Genomic DNA, 16,647 nt, shown 5'->3' on the forward strand with positions numbered 1-16,647 from the left:
GGTGGCTGGTTGTGTGTTTCATAGGGTTACGGCGGTTATAGCGGTTGGGAAACACCCGGTTACATTCCGAACCCGGAAGTTAAGCCTTCCAGCGCCGATGGTACTGCACTGGGGACGGTGTGGGAGAGTAGGACGCCGCCGGACAATTGTTGGAGTTGGGGGTCACCTTTGGGTGGCCCCCTTCTTCGTTTTCCGAGGGTTGTTTGTTGTGTTTGTGGGGGTTGTCCTGTCTGGTTGGGGTGGCCTCTTTTTGTTTTGTGGGGTTGGTTGTTGTTTCGTTGTGGGGGTCTTCGGGCCCCCTTTTTTGTTTTCCGGGAGTTGTGCTGGTCGCGGGTCGCGGGTCGCGGGTCGCGAGCGCGGGGGCTGTGCTTGCGGGACTGCATGATGCGTGAAGCCCCTGCGGTAGATACCGATGAGCAACCTGGATGAGCAACCCGGTGGAAGGAGACCTGTGAGGCTGGTGGCCGGCCGGCGCGTTCAGGTGGTTGAGACAAGGCGGGCGGGAGATGCACGATCTTCCCGGCTTTCCGGCGGGCACGCGCTGACGGCCCGGCTGACGGCCCGCTGGTATCGCTCCGCGATGTGCCGCAAATGGACGGCGAGTCCGGGGGCGTCAACGATGTCGAAGTCGACCTCGAGCGCGCCGAGCAGGAATGTGAGCGCACGCGGGGTGTCGGCGCCGATGTGCAGCAGGCGGCTCTCTTCGTCGACGGGCTCCACGCGGCCGTAGGTCGCGGCGGTTCTGGCGATGTCGGAGGTGGCCGCGATGTGCAGCCGGACAGTTGCCTGGTAGGTCCACATCCGGCCGACGCTGGAGGCGACATGTGCGGCAGGGTCTCCACCGGGCAGCTCACGCGGCGTGAACCGTGGTCCGGTGGGGGTCTTGGGCTGGATGCGGTCGACGCGGAAGGTGGGCCAGTCCCCGCGGTCGCAGTCCCAGGCGACCAGATACCAGCGAGAACCCCAAGTCACCAGCGCGTGCGGTTCGACCAGCCGACGGGTGTGGGCACCGCCGCTGCCGCGGTAGTCGAAGCGCAGGCGCTGGTGGTCTCGGCAGGCGGAGCCGATGATGCTCAGCACGTCGGCGTCCACGGCGGACGCGGGCGACGGGGTGCGCACCGCGGAGGGCCGTACGGCGTCGACCCGGTGCCGGAGCCGGGCCGGCAGCACCTGTTCGAGCTTGAGCAGGGCGCGCACCGCGGTTTCGCCGATCTCCGCGACACCGCTGCCGGCCGCCATGCGCAGCGCGATGGCCGAGGCGACGGCTTCGTCGTCATCGAGCAACAGCGGGGGGAGTTGGGCGCCCGGGCCGAGTCGATAGCCGCCGGCGATGCCCTTCACCGCGTGGACCGGGTAGTCCAGGTCGCGCAGCTTGTCCACGTCCCGGCGCACAGTGCGGGTAGTGGCGCCGAGGCGGTCGGCCAGCTCGCCTGGCTGGTCGAGAAGTTCAAGGAATGGACCTTCCCCACGGCCGATCTGCCCGAGATGGCCATCGACCGGGACGTGCTGCTGACCAACGTGATGCTGTACTGGCTCACCGGCACCGGCGGGTCCGCGGCTCAGTTCTACTACGAGAACATGCACGCCCAGGGCCGGCACACCCAGCCGGCCGTGACCCCGACCGGGGTCGCGGTGTTCGCCCAGGACCTGCCCATCCGCCGCTACGCCCAACGCGGCAACACCATCACCCACTGGTCGGAGTTCGATCGGGGCGGTCACTTCGCCGCGCTGGAGGCGCCGGACCTGCTCACCGCCGACATCCGGGCGTTCTTCCGCACACTTCGCTAGCCACCCGAGGGTCGTGGCACCCGCGTCGGTGTCACGACCCGTTACCCCTGTACGAAGGACACGCTGTCCGTTGGAAACGTGATGGGTAACCGGGCACACGTTGCGAAAGACCGTCGTGGCGCCTGCGGGCTCCGGCCACCGCTTCCCCCCATGCGACGGCGGTTGCAGGCCGCACTCCTCGACGCCGGCCTGCGCCCGCGTCCGGCCTGCGCCCGCTGTTCCTAGACGTGGAGATCGCCGGACCAGATCGTGAGGGCCTGGCCGACGAGCTCGACCCGGTCCCCCTTGACGGTCGTGCGCATCGTGCCGGTGCGCGGCGAGAGCTGCTCGGCGAGGAGGCTCTCCCGCCCCAGCTTGGCGGACCAGTACGGCGCCAGGACGCAGTGGGCCGAACCCGTCACCGGGTCCTCTGGGACGCCGACCCGGGGAGCGAAGAATCGGGACACGTAATCAGCCGCGTCGGCGGGGTCAGCGGGAGCGGTCACGATGACGGCTCGGACGTCGAACGCGGACAGCGCGTCGATGTCAGGGGTCAGATCGCGTACCACTTGTGACGACTCGACCTCGGCGAGGAGATCGGTACGCCCCATTCCTGTCCACCGTACGGGCACACCGAGGGCCTCGGCCAAACCGTCCGGCGGGGTGATTTCCGACGGGGAATGCGCTGGGAAATCCATCGCTATGGAGCGGTCTTCCGACTGGCTGACGGTGAGAATTCCACTCAGCGTCGTAAATTCGATCGTGTTTTCGGCGAGGCCGGTCGAATAGAGCACGTGCGCCGCGGCGAGGGTGGCGTGCCCGCACAGCGCGACCTCCACCGTCGGAGTGAACCAGCGCAGCGAGTAGCGTCCGTCGTCGTCCGGGCCGAGTACGAACGCGGTTTCCGAGTGACGCATTTCGGCGGCGACGGACTGCATCCAGGAATCAGTCGCCGAGGCTTCCAGCAAACAGACGCCCGCCGGGTTACCCTTGAAGGGTTGGTCGGTGAACGAATCGACGGTGAAGACGCGCATACGGGTGATGCTATCGACGCCGTGAATGCGGCCTGGCGCGGGGGCGTACGCCAGAAAAAAAGAAATGCCAGTCGGGCGTGTCGCCCGACTGGGGCCGAATGGTTGGTTACCGTCCTTTCTATCGGGGTAGCCCAATGCGGCCGGATCTCGGGGAGAGGATGTACCGATGGGGGCAGTGCGCAAGGTGGCAAGCTACCTTGGCCTGGGTGGCGTTGAGCAGTACGACGAGCCCTATGGCGACGAAGAATACGAGGATGAGTGGATGCCGGCCTCGGAGCGGGCGGCCAGGCGCTGGCAGCCCGCGGAACAGCCCGCGCGGATCGTGATGGTGCGTCCGCAGAAGTACGATGACGCGTTGACCATTGGGCGGCATTTCCGCGAGGGCCACACGGTGGTCATGGACGTGGTCGGCATGTCGATGGCCGAGGCGACGCGGATGGTGGATTTCGCGGCCGGCCTCGCGTACGGCTGTGAGGGCCGGATCGAGCGCATCGCGGAGAAGGTCTTCCTGTTGACCCCTGCCAACGTCGAAGTCTCCATGGTCTGACGCCGGGCCGGGATCCCGGGCCGTACGTTCGCCCGTCCCGGCTCGGCCGTACGAGCCCGGTGAACAACCCGAACCGAGATCAGGCGCTCGCCGACGCACGACCCACAGAGACCCGAAACCCGGGCGAGCTCAGGCGGCCCGGGGTCCGCGACGGAGCAGGCGGGTGAGCTCCGTGAAATCCTCGGTGGCCGCGTCGGCACGTTTCAGCGACTCTCGCGCGTGCTCGTGCAGTGCCCACACCGCGCCTTCGGCGGTCTCGTGCAGCTCGGCGAGCCGGGCCTGGACGCGGTCGAGATCGGCCTGCTCCTGCACGCGGCGTCGCCACAGCAGGAAGGCGCCCCAACCGGCGACGGCGACCCCGGCGAGTACGGCGGCCGGCGAGACCGCGAAGCCCGTGCCGAGCAGGATGACGCCGATGCCGATGAGCACGTAACCCAGCCAGTTTCCCCGCCGGTCCGGCACCGTCTGGGTGACGATGCCGTGTTCGGCCGCCTGCATGGAGTCGCGATCGGGCCCTTCCGGGCGAAGGACCACCGGATGGCCGAGCACCGGAACGGTCACCGTCTCGGGCGGCGGCTCCTGCGCGGCCCGCAGCAGCGACTCGGCGGCGGCCTTCACGGCGGGCGCGGCCACGTGGAGGGCGAGCGCGGCGAGGTGGGGTTCGACTCCCGGCTGGACGTCCTGGAGCAGATGCCCCCGAAGCGAGCTGAGCGGCCCCTCCTGGTCGCCCTGGCCGATCAATGTACGCAGCACGGTGAGAGGCTCGGCGTCCGGCCAGACGGAGCCGGTCGCGTCCTTGGAGACGGCGGCGGGCTGCCGGGACGCGGTGATCTCGGCGCAACGTTCGCGCAGCCGACTCAGCCGGGCGGCCGCCTGGACCGGACCGGAGATCTCGGGGATCTCGGCCAGTTTGGGAAATCCGGTGAGCGCTTGGGGCACGACGGCCGCGGGCTCTTCGGGCACGAGGGCGTTCAGCCAGAGGGCGTCCTCGGCGGGAACGGCCACCGCGTCGAGCTTGCGGAGCACGAAGATCTTTCCGACCGGCCCGTACGCGCCGCGAGCCGCGGCGAGCCACACGGCGCGCTGACCGGAGGTCACCGGGTGGTCGTCGCTCAGGTCGCCGAAGGCGGTGCCGAGCCAGGAGGCGTGGATGCGGTCGCCGTGGCCGGCGACGGCGAGGGCGAGGCAGAGGAAGAGCGCGGTGCGGCCCTCGTCCAGGCTGGCGGCGCGGGAGAGCGGCTCCATGGCGTCCTCGCCCGCGAGTGTGAGGATGAGGGCTTCGACGGCGGGGGCGAGCCAGTAGCCGGGGACGTCGGCGATGCCGGGCGGCAGGCCGGGCGCGCTCCCGTCGGCGGCGAGGTGGACCAGGAGCGCTTCAGCGTACCGATGCAGCTCGGTGGTGTCGGCGAGACCCGCGACGTCGGGGTTCTTGCTCAGGTCCATGCTCAACGCAGAACGCTCCCCGAGAAGGTGACGAAATGCCGCCGACTGAAGACCGCTCCTGGCGGTGGCCACGCACTGCGGGATCGGCGGACACTCCCTTGACCGGGTCAAGACTAGACCGTCGTGGCGGCATATCTGGACGAGACGCGCCGAATGACGACGTGGAGAGTTACCTCTGCCCGGCGGCCGCACCGACGGGGTGCCGAGCGGCCCCCGGAGACCCGCATGCCATGGTCCCCGCCCCGAAGCGGCGCATGCCGGTTCCCGCCCTGGAGCCGCTCGGGACGGGTGTTCCCATTCGCATGCCGTCCCCGGCGGCGACCGGCTCCACCGGCCCCTCGTCGCCGAGTGCCGGATGGCGGTGCGGAGGCGTCCCCGCCCCGTAGCGGCCGGCCGCGGGGCGGGGGACGGCCGTCACATCCGCTCGGGAACCTCGATGCCGAGCAGGTCGAGGCCCTGGAGCAGGACCCGGAGGGTCAGGGCGGAGAGAGCGAGGCGCGACCGCCGCACCACGTCGTCCTCGGCCTTGAGCACCGGGCAGCTCTCGTAGAACGACGTGAACGCCTGGGCCACGTCGAAGAGGTAGTTGCACAGCCGGTGCGGCTCGGACAGCTCGGCGACGCTCTCGACGACCGAGCCGAAACCGAGGAGCTGCAGCGCGAGGGCGCGTTCCGCGGGCTCGCCGAGGACGATCGGACCGGACACGGTGGCCGGGTCGATCTCGCCGTTGCGGAAGATCGAGCGGATCCGGGCGGTGGCGTACTGCAGGTACGGCCCGGTGTTGCCGGTCAGCGCGAGCATGCGGTCGAAGTCGAAGACGTACTCGCTGTCGTGGCTGACCGACAGGTCGGCGTACTTGACCGCGCCCATGCCGACCTGCTGCGCGATCGAGCGCCGGGTGGAGGCGTCGTAGCCACGGTCGGCGATGACCGCCTCGGCCCGGATGACTGCCTCCTCCAGCAACTCGGTCAGCTTGACCGACTCGCCGCTGCGGGTCTTGAACATCTTGCCGTCGCTGCCCAGCACACTGCCGATCTGCACGTGCTCGGCGCTGGCGTCGTCGGTCAGCCAGCCCGCCAGGCGAGCCGACGCGAACACCATCTGGAAGTGCAGCGACTGGGTCGCGCCCACGACGTAGAGGATGCGGTCGGCCTTCAGGTCGCGTACGCGGTACCGGATGGCGGCGAGGTCGGTGGTGGCGTAGCCGTACCCGCCGTCGCTCTTGCGGATGATCAGCGGGAGCGGCTGGTCGTCGCGGCCGGTGAAGCCGGGCGGGAAGACGCAGAGCGCGCCTTCGCTCATGACGGCGACACCCGCGTGCTCCAGCTCGTCGCACGCGTCGGCCAGCATCGGGTTGTACATGCTCTCGCCGGCGATGTCGTCGTCGGTGAGGGTGACGCCGAGCTGCCGGTAGACCCGGTTGAAGTACCGCTGGGTGTACTCGATGAACTCGCGCCAGAGGCGGAGCGTGTCGGGGTCGCCGCCCTGCAGCAGCGGCACCCGGCGGCGGGCGCGCTCCTCGAACTCGGGGTCGCTGTCGAACTTGCGACGGGCCTCCTGGTAGAAGGCGTTGCCGTCGCCGGCGGCGAGCCGGTCGAGGGACTCCTTCTCGCCGATGTCGAGCAGGTGCTCGATCAGCATCCCGAACGGGGTGCCCCAGTCGCCGAGGTGGTTCTGCCGGATGACGTTGTCGCCGAGGTGCTCGTGCGTGCGCGCGAGCGTGTCGCCGACGATCGTGGTGCGCAGGTGCCCGACGTGCATCTCCTTGGCCGCGTTGGGCGCGGAGTAGTCGATGACGATGGTCTTGGGGGCGGGCTGCGGCACGCCGATCCGCTCGTCCTCGAGCAGCCGGGCGGCCTGCGCGCCGATCCAGCCGTCGTCGAGGGTCAGGTTGAGGAACCCCGGGCCGCTGATCTCGACCCGGATGTCGGTGGTGTCGAGCGCGTCCACCAGGGCCTGGGCGACCTCCCGCGGCGCGCGTCGGAGCCGCTTGGCCAGGCTGAGCGCGACGTTCGCCTGGTAGTCGGCGAACTGTGAGGGCCTGATCAGCGGGTCTTCGGCGGAGTACTCCTGGCCGAACGCGGTGCCCAGCGCCTGCTGGACCCGCGCGGCGAGTACGAGTTGCGGGTCGGTCATGCGCCAAGTTTATCGACGCGCGTCCACCCGTTTTCCAGGCCCGAAGCCCGTCTCACCAGAGCCGATGGGATCTCGGGATCGAGGCGATCCGCTCGCCGATGCGGGCGACGATCTCTCCGGAGGAGAGCCGGGCGGCCAGCTCGCACGCGGCCGCGACGCCGGCGGCCCTGGACGAGCCGTGCGCGATGACGACGGTGCCGTTCAGGCCGAGCAGTACGGCTCCGCCGTGGGCCTCGGGGTCGAGCCGGCGGTAGAGGCGGCGCAGCCGGGGGCGCTGGAGCACGCCGCCGAGCCGGGCCACGGCGCTCTCCTCGATCGTCTCCCTGAACTGGGCGAAGGCGTACCTGATGCTGCCTTCGAGGGTCTTCAGCGCGACATTGCCGGTGAATCCGTCGGTGACGACGATGTCGGCCCGGCCGGTGAGGAGGTCGTGGCCTTCGACGTTTCCGATGAAGTCGACCCCGGGCGTGGCGGAGAGCAACTCGTGGGCCCGCTTGACCAGCTTGTTGCCCTTCTCCGCCTCCGACCCGATGGTGAGCAGCCCGACCCGGGGCCGGGGGAGGTCGAGCGCGGTCTGCGCGAAGGCGACGCCGAGGTGCGCGAACTGGACCAGCATCTCGGGCTTGGCGTCGGCGTTGGCGCCCGCGTCGAGGAGCACGGTGGGCGTCGGCAGGGTCGGCAGGGTGACCGCGATGGCGGGGCGTCCGACGCCCTGCTGCCCGCGCAGGCGCAGCTTTCCGGTGGCGACCACCCCCGCGGTCGACCCGGCCGAGACCACGGCCGAGGCGTCGCCGCGTTTCAGCAGGTGGCAGGCGACCGCGATGCTGGAGCGGGGACGGCGCAGGCTGGCGAGCGCCCCCTCGTCCATGGCGAGGGCCTCCTCCGCGCGGACGATGGGGATCTCGGAGGTGGCGTCGTGCGCGGCCAGCGCTTCGTAGAGCAGCCGCGGCTGGCCGACGAGGACCACGGGAACGCCGCGTTCCCTGACCGCCAGTACGGCTCCCGCCACGATCTCTCCGGGGGCGTTGTCGCCGCCCATGGCGTCGAGAGCCACCGGAAGCGTGCCGACCGGGGCCGGAGCAGGCGCGACACGGTCCAATCGGTTCACCTCACGAGTCTGCCACCTGCGCGGATCGCTGGCGCGAGCGTAGACCTTACGTGGGCGCGGGACGGTCAGCCCTGCCAGGGGGAGTGCCAGTCGGCGGCGACCCGCGAAAGGATGATCTTTCCGAACCTGGCCTTCCCGGTCACCCTGATGAGCGGACCGTCGCCCTCGTGGCCGCCGGAGACGTGGCGCTTGGAGAACAGCGCGCTGCCCTCGTCCAGGATCCGGGCGTTCTCCGGCACCCGGACGATGAGCTTGCCGCAGAACGAGTTGAGTTCGAGGGTGATCTCCCGGCCGGGCAGCACCGCGTCGCGCAGATCCACGATCAGCGCGCCGAAGGTCGAGCGGAGTTGTGTGTGGCGGCCGGCGACCCAGCGGCCGCCGCGGATGACCTTGCTGAAGACCGCGGCCACTTCCTGCCGTTCGGCCGTCGGGACCGATGCCTGGGAGGTGCCGGAAAGGTCGGGAAGGTCGTGGGTCAGGGGGATGAGGTCGCCGATCGTCACCGCGCTGTAGGCCGCGTCGAGCCGGTCCGCGTGTTCGGTGGAGGTGAGGCGGCCGGTGGCCAGGGCCTCACCGAGGACGGCGGCGATCCTGTCCCGGTCGGCGTCCGAGGCCCGCTGGCCTGCGTCTCCATCGCCGTATGGGGTCAAGGAAGTCACAAGCCGCACGATACTCCTTTTCGCGATATGTCGCGAGATGTCGACGGTTGCGGCAGAACCTCACAAGGAAGTTTCCCGGCTGTGGAACCTGCGGTGGAGGCGCTCGCTCGGGTTATATGAGAACCTCAGACGCGCGACGGGGGTAGTTGGTTTACACAGTTCCCAAAACCTACCGAGAAAGGAAGGCCGAGTGATCTTTAGCGAAGGCAAACGCGGCTTCCGGGCCTACACCACCAAGCATCTCGACGAACTTCTCGGCCGCGGCGGCCTCGACGGCGAGGCCCGGCTGCGCGTGCGGGCCGTGGCCACGGTCCTGCCGTTCCGCACGAACGCCTATGTCGTCGACCACCTGATCGACTGGTCGGCCGTCCCCGATGACCCGATCTACCGGCTCGTCTTCCCGCAGGAGGACATGCTGCCCGAGGCGGACGTCTCGCGGCTGGCGGGCCTACTGCGCGACGGCGCGCCGGCGGCGCGGGTCCAGGAGGCGGCCCGCGAGATCCGGATGCGGCTCAACCCGCACCCGGCCGGGCAACTCGAACTCAACGTGCCCCGCGTGGGAGGCGAAGTCGTTCCGGGGCTGCAGCACAAATACCCCGAGACCGTGCTGTTCTTCCCGAAGCAGGGGCAGACCTGCCACGCGTACTGCACCTACTGCTTCCGGTGGGCGCAGTTCATCGGTGAGCCCGACCTGAAGATGGCCTCCGACGACATCGGCAACCTCGTCGAGTACGTCAAGGCCAATCCCGAGGTGACGAGCATCCTCTTCACCGGCGGCGACCCGATGATCATGAGTGAGGCGGTGCTCCGCCGGTACGTCGAGCCGCTGCTCGGACTGGAGCAGATCGAGTCCATCCGCATCGGCACCAAGTCCCTGGCGTACTGGCCGGACAGGTTCGTCGGCGACCCGGACGCGGACGCGACGCTCAAGCTCTTCTCCGAGGTGGTCGCGGCGGGCAAGAGCCTCGCCTTCATGGCGCACTTCTCGCACCCCCGCGAGCTCGAACCCGACATCGTGCAGACGGCGGTCGGGCGGATCCAGGAGAGCGGGGCGACCATCAGGACCCAGGCGCCGCTCATCCGCTCCATCAACGACCGGCCCGACACCTGGGCCCACATGTGGCGGCGGCAGACCGCCATGGGCCTGATCCCCTATTACATGTTCGTCGAGCGCGACACCGGCCCGCAGGACTACTTCGCGGTCCCCCTCGCCGATGCCCACCGGATCTTCCGCGACGCGTACGCCCAGGTGTCCGGGCTGTGCCGTACGGTCCGGGGGCCGTCCATGTCCGCCACTCCCGGCAAGGTGTGCGTCGACGGCGTCACCGAGGTCGCCGGCGAGCGCGTCTTCGTCCTCCACTTCATCCAGGCGCGCGACCCCGATCTGGTCGGGCGCCCGTTCTTCGCCCGTTACGACCCGAACGCGGTCTGGCTCGACGACCTGCGACCGGCTTTCGCGGACCGTTTCCCGTTCGAGGCCGCGGACGGCCTCGCCCGCGCCGGCGCCTGATCCGGTACGGAATCGGCTCCCGGGGCGTCCCGTCGCGGGCCCCGGTATCGGGCTGAATTCTCAAGCGCGAGGAAAATCTGTTCGCCCGGCCTGGGAGGCGCGTTTACCCAGCCTTTCTCCCAGGCCGGGGAACGCTTCGCTCATATCCCGATGAAAAGGGATTCCTGGGGATGACTGGAAGGTGATCGGTAGTCCCCTGATTTCCGGATATTCCGGTCCTCTTCCCTGGTAGCGCCCGGGACGAGCTCGGCAGGCCCATCACCGAGAAGGGTGATACAAATGCCGTCCGTAGCTGAGTCCTGGCCGGCGACGTACGCCGGCACACGAGGGGTAAATTCCCGCTCTCGTGAAATGGGATATGAACCGGGGGAATTATGAATCGAATCATTAAGGCTGCCGCGGTCCTCGTCACCGCCGGTATCGCGGGCATGTCCGCCGTGCCGGCCCAGGCCTCGGCCGCTGACACCGGCGCCGACGCGCAGCTCGCGGCCGTCACGAGGGTCCTCGCAGACGTCCGCGCCGACGTGGTCGCCGGCGCGACCGGCTCCCTGCAGGGCCAGCTCGCCACCGTGGCGAACCTGGCGGCTCACGCGGACGCCACCGTCAACGCGACGGTCGCGGCCCAGCTCGCCGCCACGGCGAACGTCGCGCTCGGCGCCGTCGTCGACGTCAAGGCCGCCACGGAGGCTCAGCTCGCCGCGGCCGCGGACCTGACCGCCGGCGTCACCGCCGCGCTCGCCGCGAACGTGAACGCGAACGTGCAGGCCCAGCTCACCGCCGCCGCGAACCTCACCGCGGGCGTCGCCGCCACCCTCACCGCCAACGTCAACGCCGCCGTCAACGCCGCGGTGAACGCGAACGCGGTCGTCGCGGCCCAGCTCGCCGTCGCCGCGAGCGCCGCCGCCAACGCGGCCGCCACCCTCACCACCGTCACGACCGCGCCCCTGAGCGCCGGCGTGGCCGTCCTCGCGGGCATCAGGATCCCCGTCGTCCTCCTCGTCGGTGACGTGCGGACGCTGGCCACCACCCAGGCCGCGCTCACGGCCAACGTGAACGCCGCCATCAACGTCGGCCTCGTGGCCAACCTCAGCGCTCTGCTCAACGTCAACGTCGGGGTCAACGCCCTGGCCGGGGTCAGGGTGCTGATCCCCGGTGTGGCCACCACCGCCTTCCACACGGTGAAGTCGACCTCGTCGACCACCACCACCCGTGTCAACGGCTGGTCGAAGACGGTGACCACCACCGTCGTGCCGTGGAACACGGTGACCGTGGTCAAGAACACCCAGACCAGCAGCACCAGCACCAACGGCGGCACGCCGACCACCACCACGACCACGACGACCACCAGCACGCCGGGCACCAGCACTCCGGGCACCTCGTCCTACACCCGGTCCGGCAGCTGATCGTGGAGGCCCGGTGCCGACGGGGCACCGAGCAGTTCTGAGAGCACGAAAGAGCCGGTCGGCGCCATCCAGGCGTCGGCCGGCTCTTTCGTGTCGTCCGCCGGTCCGGCGGCGCCGTCCCCCGATGTGGGGCGGCGCCGGCCGGGGCCGGGCGCGGGATCAGTTGTACGAGCCGCGCAGGCAGGTGCGCCGCCCGATCTCCGCCTGCAGTCGGGCCATCTGCCAGTGCAGGTCGATCAGCTGCTGGGCGATCTGGTCGAACGGAAGCTCCGCAGGATCCTCGGCGGCCAAGCGGTCGATCGCCGTGGCGAGGTCACCCATCCCGACCTCCGGTTGGTCCGGGTCGAATCTACGTTCGAATCATAATGGAACGCAGGGGTGACCGCATCAGGTTTCGTAGGTCGGCGCGATGTAACCGCGGGCCAGGGTGTTGGCGGTGATGTTGAAGCCCACCGCGGCGGCCGACGCGTCCTCGCCCACCCCGAGCTTCTCGACCTTCAACGCGTGCACCGCGAAGACGTAGCGGTGCGGCCATCCGGGCGGCGGGGCGGCGCCGCCGTACGCGCGCAGGCCGTAGTCGTTGCGCCCGTGCTGGGCGCCCTCGGGGAGGCCGGCGAAGTCCGCGGCCGTGCCCGCGCCGGTCGGCAACTCGGTGACGTCCGCGGGGATGTCGTACAGGAGCCAGTGCCAGAATCCGCTGCCGGTGGGCGCGTCCGGGTCGAAGCAGGTCACCGCGTAGCTCTTCGTGCCCTCGGGCGCACCCGACCAGCGCAGGCTCGGCGAAAGGTTCCCGCCGCTCATGCCCCAGTCGTCGAAAACGTGGGCGCCGGACAGGCGCTCGCCGTCCCGGACGTCGTCGCTCTCGACGGTCAGGCTGGGCACCTGCGGCAGGTGATCATAGGGAATCGGCGGCTGCGTCGGCACGATCCGTCCTCCGATGGTGAGACGTCATGGTCGCCTCCCATCCTGGTACGGCCGCCGCCCGGTCGCCACTGACCGCGCTCAGGGCCGGGATCAGGCCTTGTTGTACGCGGCGAGCACCTCGGTCGGGTCGCCGTCCATCTTGATCTTGCCCTTGTGCAGCCAGATCACCCGGCTGCAGGTGTCCTCGATGACGTCGAGGTTGTGGGCGACCAGGAAGACGGTGCCGGCCGACTCGCGCATCTGCTTGATGCGCTTCTGGCTGCGCTTCTTGAACTCGCGGTCGCCGGTGGCCAGGGCCTCGTCGATGAGGAGGACGTCGTGGGTCTTCGCCGAGGAGATGGCGAAGCGCAGCCGCGCGCCCATGCCCGAGGAGTAGGTGGACATCGGGAACTGCACGAACTCGCCGATGCCGGAGAAGTCGACGATCTCGTCGTACTTGTCGCGCAGCTCGCCGGGGGACATGCCCATGGCGTAGCAGCCGAGGACGATGTTGCGCTCGCCGGTGAGCTCCTTCATCAGGGCCGCGTTGACGCCGAGCAGGGACGGCTGGCCGTCGGTGTAGACGGCGCCCTTGTGCGGCGGGAGCAGTCCGGCGATCGCCCGCAGCAGCGTGGACTTGCCGGAGCCGTTGCGGCCCACGATGCCGATCGCCTCGCCGTGCCGGGCGACGAAGGAGACACCCTTGACGGCGTGGACCTCCTTCATCTGGGGACGGCCCTGGCGCCGGACGATGCGCATGAGCGCGTTGGCGGCGTTGCCCTTCTGCGAGTCTGAGGCGGCGCCGTAGACCTTGTAGACGATGTGCAGGTTGTCCACGATCACCGTGGGGGTTCCGAGCTCCACCGTGGCCTTGGGGGGCTTGGGCTTCTTGGCGGGCTTGGGCTCCTGCGACTCTTCCTGGGCCACGTGGGACGACTCCTTGGTCAGCTCAGCCACGTCCGTACCTCTCCTCGGCGCGCCAGAAGTACCAGAAGCCGACGATCAGTGCGAACACCGCCCAGAATACGCAGGTTATCCAGGCCCAGCGTTCGGGGAATCTCTGGTAGATCAGCAGGTCCCGCATGAACTCGATGTACGCGGCGGCCGGGTTGAACTCGAGGGCCCAGCGGAGCACTTCGGGCAGTTTGTCCGTCCGCTCGCTGATGCTGTAGAAGACTCCGGAGGCGTACAGCCAGGTCCGGGTGATGAACGGCAGGAGCTGGTTCATGTCGCGGACGAACGCGCCGACCCGGGCCATGAAGAGGCTCATGCCGATGTTGAAGACCAGCTGCAGGGCCAGCGTCACGGGGATGAGCAGCCAGAGCCAGGTGATCGGCTCCCCGGTGACCAGGATGAGCAGGACGAGCACGCCCATCGACCAGGCGAGCTGCTGCAGCTCCTGCACGGCGTACGCCAGGGGCAGTGAGGCGCGCGGGAAGTGGAGGGCCCGGATGAGCGACAGGTTGGACGAGACGGACTTGGCGCCGCCGGTCACGGTGCGCTGGGTGAAGGTGAAGACCATGACCCCGGTGATGAGGAACGCGGGGTAGTTCTCGATGTTCTTGCTCTGCCCGAGGATGACGCCGAACATCAGCCAGTAGACGGCGGCGTTGAGCAGCGGCGTGAGCACCTGCCAGAGCTGGCCGAGCGCCGACTCGGAGTACTTCGACACGGTCCTGGACGTGGCGTACGTCAGGATGAAGTGCCTTCGCGTCCACAATTGGCGCAGGTACGCGGGCAGGCTGGGGCGCGCGATGGCGCGTCGCAACCCGTGTCGCGCGGCGAGCGCGGCCAGTGACTCCGGCGCCCCGCCGCCCGCCTGGGCGTCCGCGACCGCGGAATCCGGCTGGCTCATGGGATGGACTCTATTGGATGGTGATGAGTAAGAGACCGGTGATGGTGATCCGTTGGCCTCTCGCGGATGTCGGCCGCTACCGTCGCGTGGCGCGGGGCCGCGGCATGGTCAAAGGTAGCCCAGCGGCTCGTGGTATGGGGACAACGGCACGAGGTCTTACGTCATGACGGCTCCGATGCCCCACCAATCCCATCCTATGTGTACCTTATTGGGTGGTTTGGGCTTCGCATCGGCATTTAGCCCGGCCTTGTTGGTATGCGTATGACGCCCCGCCAACGCACGTGTGACCGAACTGCAACGCACCAGAGACTCGTCTGGTGTGCGGAGTGAGGGATGCTCGCGACGACTGGCAGGGCGTCAAGCAGGCTTGACCATGTTTGCAAACGAGGGAACCTCACCACCATCCGAGGAGCCCACGTGCGGAGACCGGCGGGCCCGCCAACGCCCATCCTTAGAGGGAGGATCAATCCACTATGCGCGTAGCTAAGGGCGCACAGATCGCCGCCGGCACCGCGCTGCTTGCGCTGGGTGTCGCCGCGTGCGGCGGTGGCGGCAGCAGCTCCGGCGACAGCGGCGGCGGCGGCACAAACCCGCGCGCGGCCGACGGCACCGTCTTCATCCGCGGATGTGAGCCCCAGACCGGCTTCGTCCCGGGCAACATCAACGAGACGTGTGGCGGCACGATCAACCAGTTCGTCTACGACCAGTTGATCAAGTACAACAGCGACACCGCCGCCCCCGAGTTGAGCCAGGCCGAGTCGATCGAGAGCCCGGACAACAAGGTCTGGACGATCAAGCTCAAGCCGGGCCTGAAGTGGAGCGACGGCACGCCGGTCACCGCCAAGAACTACGTGGACGCGTGGAACTACACCGCGTACAGCCCGAACGCGCAGAACGGCGGCTGGTGGTTCGGTAGCGTCGAGGGCTACTCCGACGTGGCGACCGAGGACCCGGACGGCGCTGACGGGCCGAAGGAGGCCCCGAAGCCCAAGACCGACAAGATGTCCGGTCTCGAGGTGATCGACGACCTGACCTTCAAGGTGACGCTGACGGCCCCCGAGGCGGTGTTCCGCACCAAGCTGGGCTACACCACCTTCTCCCCGCTCCCCGAGGCGTTCTTCAAGGACCCGAAGGCCTTCGCGAGCAACCCGGTCACGAACGGCCCCTTCAAGTTCGTGAAGTGGGACCACAACTCGCAGATCGTGATCGAGGCCGTCCCGGACTACCCGGGCGCCGAGAAGCCCAAGGTCAAGAAGATCGTCTACAAGATGTACAAGGACGACGACGCGGCCTACGCGGACCTGGTCTCCAACAACCTCGACTTCACCGAGCTCGTCCCGCCGTCGGCCCTCGCCGGCGACAAGTGGAAGAGCGACCTCGGCGACCGCGCCATCGAGGGCCAGCAGGGCGTCATCCAGACGATCACCTTCCCGCTGTACGACAAGGAGTTCGGCGGCAACGCGGACTTCCGCAAGGCCGTCGCTCTGGGCATCGACCGGAAGACGATCACCGAGAAGATCTTCAACAAGGCCCGCGTCCCGCTGGACGGCTGGATCTCCCCGCTGGTCGACGGCTACAAGACGCCGGGCGCCTGCGGCGAGTTCTGCAGCTACGACCCGGCCAAGGCCAAGGAGTACCTCGCGAAGGCCAAGGCGGCCGGCTACACGCCGCCCAAGGAGTTCCCGATCTGGTACAACGGCGACTCCGCTCACAAGGAGTGGGTGGACGCCACGGCCAACAGCCTCAACCAGGCCTTCGGCCCGGACGCCGGCGTGACCTTCGTCGGCAAGCCGGTCCCGACCTTCGCCGAGTTCCGTGACATCATCACGACCCGGAAGATGAAGGGCCTGTTCCGCACCGGCTGGCAGATGGACTACCCGCACATCGAGAACTTCCTGAACCCGCTGTACAAGACGGGTGCGGGCTCGAACGACGGTGAGTTCAGCGACAAGGAGCTCGACGCCAAGCTGCGCGAGGCCGACACCGCGACCGACCCGGCGGACTCCATCGCCAAGTACCAGGAGGCTGAGGCCATGCTGGTCAAGGACATGAACGCCATCCCGCTGTGGTCCTACGGTCTGCAGGCCGGCACCTCCAAGTGGGTGACCGGGGTGAAGGTCACGCCGTTCGGCGTCCTCGACCCGCTCTCCATCGCGATCAAGGAAGCGTAGGCTCGCCTCGCATGTGCCACGAGGCCGGTTCCTGACCCGGGGCCGGCCTCGCTGGCTGTTTGTCGGTGATCACGCAACGTCACGTGGTCGCCACCGTCCAGCCCTTCCTTT

The 16,647-nt window shown here is 69.0% G+C and carries 15 protein-coding genes and 1 rRNA gene; 6 read left to right on the forward strand and 10 right to left on the reverse strand.

The features are described 5' to 3' along the window. The first annotated feature begins 27 nt into the window (after positions 1 to 27). Positions 28 to 144: ribosomal RNA gene (rrf, locus tag AWQ70_RS34350) — 5S ribosomal RNA — on the forward strand. A gap of 333 nt (positions 145 to 477) precedes the next feature. On the opposite strand, the gene AWQ70_RS34355 is transcribed toward rrf, so the two are convergent. Continuing rightward, the gene (locus AWQ70_RS34355; protein ID WP_067185883.1) at positions 478 to 1,380 is read right to left on the reverse strand and encodes a helix-turn-helix transcriptional regulator; all 903 of its coding nucleotides are present in this window, start codon (positions 1,378 to 1,380) and stop codon (positions 478 to 480) included. Here AWQ70_RS34355 and AWQ70_RS41760 point away from each other — a divergent pair. Next, positions 1,345 to 1,788, forward strand: a complete 444-nt coding sequence (locus AWQ70_RS41760) for a hypothetical protein (RefSeq protein WP_067185884.1) — start codon at positions 1,345 to 1,347, stop codon at positions 1,786 to 1,788. The genes AWQ70_RS34355 and AWQ70_RS41760 overlap by 36 nt on opposite strands. 221 nt (positions 1,789 to 2,009) lie before the next feature. Here AWQ70_RS41760 and AWQ70_RS34365 read toward each other — a convergent pair whose 3' ends face one another. Beyond that, positions 2,010 to 2,801, reverse strand: a complete 792-nt coding sequence (locus AWQ70_RS34365) for a PhzF family phenazine biosynthesis protein (protein ID WP_067185888.1) — start codon at positions 2,799 to 2,801, stop codon at positions 2,010 to 2,012. 166 nt (positions 2,802 to 2,967) lie between these two features. Between AWQ70_RS34365 and AWQ70_RS34370 the strand changes: the two genes are divergently transcribed. After that, positions 2,968 to 3,348, forward strand: coding sequence for a cell division protein SepF (locus AWQ70_RS34370; RefSeq protein ID WP_067185890.1), 381 nt, complete (start codon positions 2,968 to 2,970; stop codon positions 3,346 to 3,348). Positions 3,349 to 3,477: 129 nt separating this feature from the next. On the opposite strand, the gene AWQ70_RS34375 is transcribed toward AWQ70_RS34370, so the two are convergent. The 4 genes from AWQ70_RS34375 to AWQ70_RS34390 all read right to left on the reverse strand — a co-directional run bounded on the left by AWQ70_RS34375 (position 3,478) and on the right by AWQ70_RS34390 (position 8,694). Then, positions 3,478 to 4,791 carry a hypothetical protein gene (locus AWQ70_RS34375; protein ID WP_084518124.1) on the reverse strand — a complete coding sequence of 438 codons (1,314 nt, stop codon included), beginning with the start codon at positions 4,789 to 4,791 and terminating at the stop codon, positions 3,478 to 3,480. A 414-nt stretch (positions 4,792 to 5,205) separates the two neighbouring features. Then, positions 5,206 to 6,927, reverse strand: coding sequence for an arginine--tRNA ligase (gene argS, locus AWQ70_RS34380; protein WP_067185892.1), 1,722 nt, complete (start codon positions 6,925 to 6,927; stop codon positions 5,206 to 5,208). Positions 6,928 to 6,979: 52 nt separating this feature from the next. Beyond that, positions 6,980 to 8,035, reverse strand: coding sequence for a phosphate acyltransferase PlsX (gene plsX / locus AWQ70_RS34385; RefSeq protein WP_281197175.1), 1,056 nt, complete (start codon positions 8,033 to 8,035; stop codon positions 6,980 to 6,982). Positions 8,036 to 8,100: 65 nt separating this feature from the next. Beyond that, the gene (locus AWQ70_RS34390; protein WP_084518125.1) at positions 8,101 to 8,694 is read right to left on the reverse strand and encodes a DUF1707 SHOCT-like domain-containing protein; all 594 of its coding nucleotides are present in this window, start codon (positions 8,692 to 8,694) and stop codon (positions 8,101 to 8,103) included. 190 nt (positions 8,695 to 8,884) lie between these two features. Here AWQ70_RS34390 and AWQ70_RS34395 point away from each other — a divergent pair, with 190 nt between their 5' ends. Both AWQ70_RS34395 and AWQ70_RS34400 read left to right on the forward strand, forming a co-directional pair. Beyond that, entirely contained in the window at positions 8,885 to 10,204 is a 1,320-nt protein-coding gene (locus AWQ70_RS34395; protein WP_067185897.1) for a KamA family radical SAM protein, read from the forward strand. A gap of 374 nt (positions 10,205 to 10,578) precedes the next feature. Continuing rightward, a complete protein-coding gene (locus AWQ70_RS34400) occupies positions 10,579 to 11,607 on the forward strand; it encodes a hypothetical protein (RefSeq protein WP_067185901.1) in 1,029 nt (342 codons plus the stop codon). Between the two features lie 159 nt (positions 11,608 to 11,766). Here the strand turns inward: AWQ70_RS34400 and AWQ70_RS40060 are convergent, their stop codons facing one another. The 4 genes from AWQ70_RS40060 to AWQ70_RS34415 form a co-directional block, all read right to left on the reverse strand. Then, positions 11,767 to 11,928, reverse strand: a complete 162-nt coding sequence (locus AWQ70_RS40060) for a hypothetical protein (protein ID WP_169808785.1) — start codon at positions 11,926 to 11,928, stop codon at positions 11,767 to 11,769. Positions 11,929 to 11,994: 66 nt separating this feature from the next. Beyond that, the gene (locus AWQ70_RS34405; protein ID WP_067185903.1) at positions 11,995 to 12,531 is read right to left on the reverse strand and encodes a YbhB/YbcL family Raf kinase inhibitor-like protein; all 537 of its coding nucleotides are present in this window, start codon (positions 12,529 to 12,531) and stop codon (positions 11,995 to 11,997) included. Positions 12,532 to 12,621: 90 nt separating this feature from the next. Next, complete coding sequence (locus tag AWQ70_RS34410) at positions 12,622 to 13,467, reverse strand: ABC transporter ATP-binding protein (protein ID WP_084518126.1); 846 nt, start codon at positions 13,465 to 13,467, stop codon at positions 12,622 to 12,624. Continuing rightward, positions 13,460 to 14,365, reverse strand: a complete 906-nt coding sequence (locus AWQ70_RS34415; protein ID WP_067185904.1) for an ABC transporter permease — start codon at positions 14,363 to 14,365, stop codon at positions 13,460 to 13,462. The genes AWQ70_RS34410 and AWQ70_RS34415 overlap by 8 nt, the downstream gene beginning before the upstream one ends. Positions 14,366 to 14,838: 473 nt before the next feature. On the opposite strand from AWQ70_RS34415, the gene AWQ70_RS34420 reads away from it, so the two are divergent. Next, complete coding sequence (locus AWQ70_RS34420) at positions 14,839 to 16,536, forward strand: peptide ABC transporter substrate-binding protein (RefSeq protein ID WP_067185907.1); 1,698 nt, start codon at positions 14,839 to 14,841, stop codon at positions 16,534 to 16,536. The last annotated feature ends 111 nt before the right edge of the window (positions 16,537 to 16,647 follow it).

This window comes from Microtetraspora niveoalba (assembly GCF_001570405.1).
In the GTDB taxonomy this organism is placed as follows: domain Bacteria; phylum Actinomycetota; class Actinomycetes; order Streptosporangiales; family Streptosporangiaceae; genus Microtetraspora; species Microtetraspora niveoalba.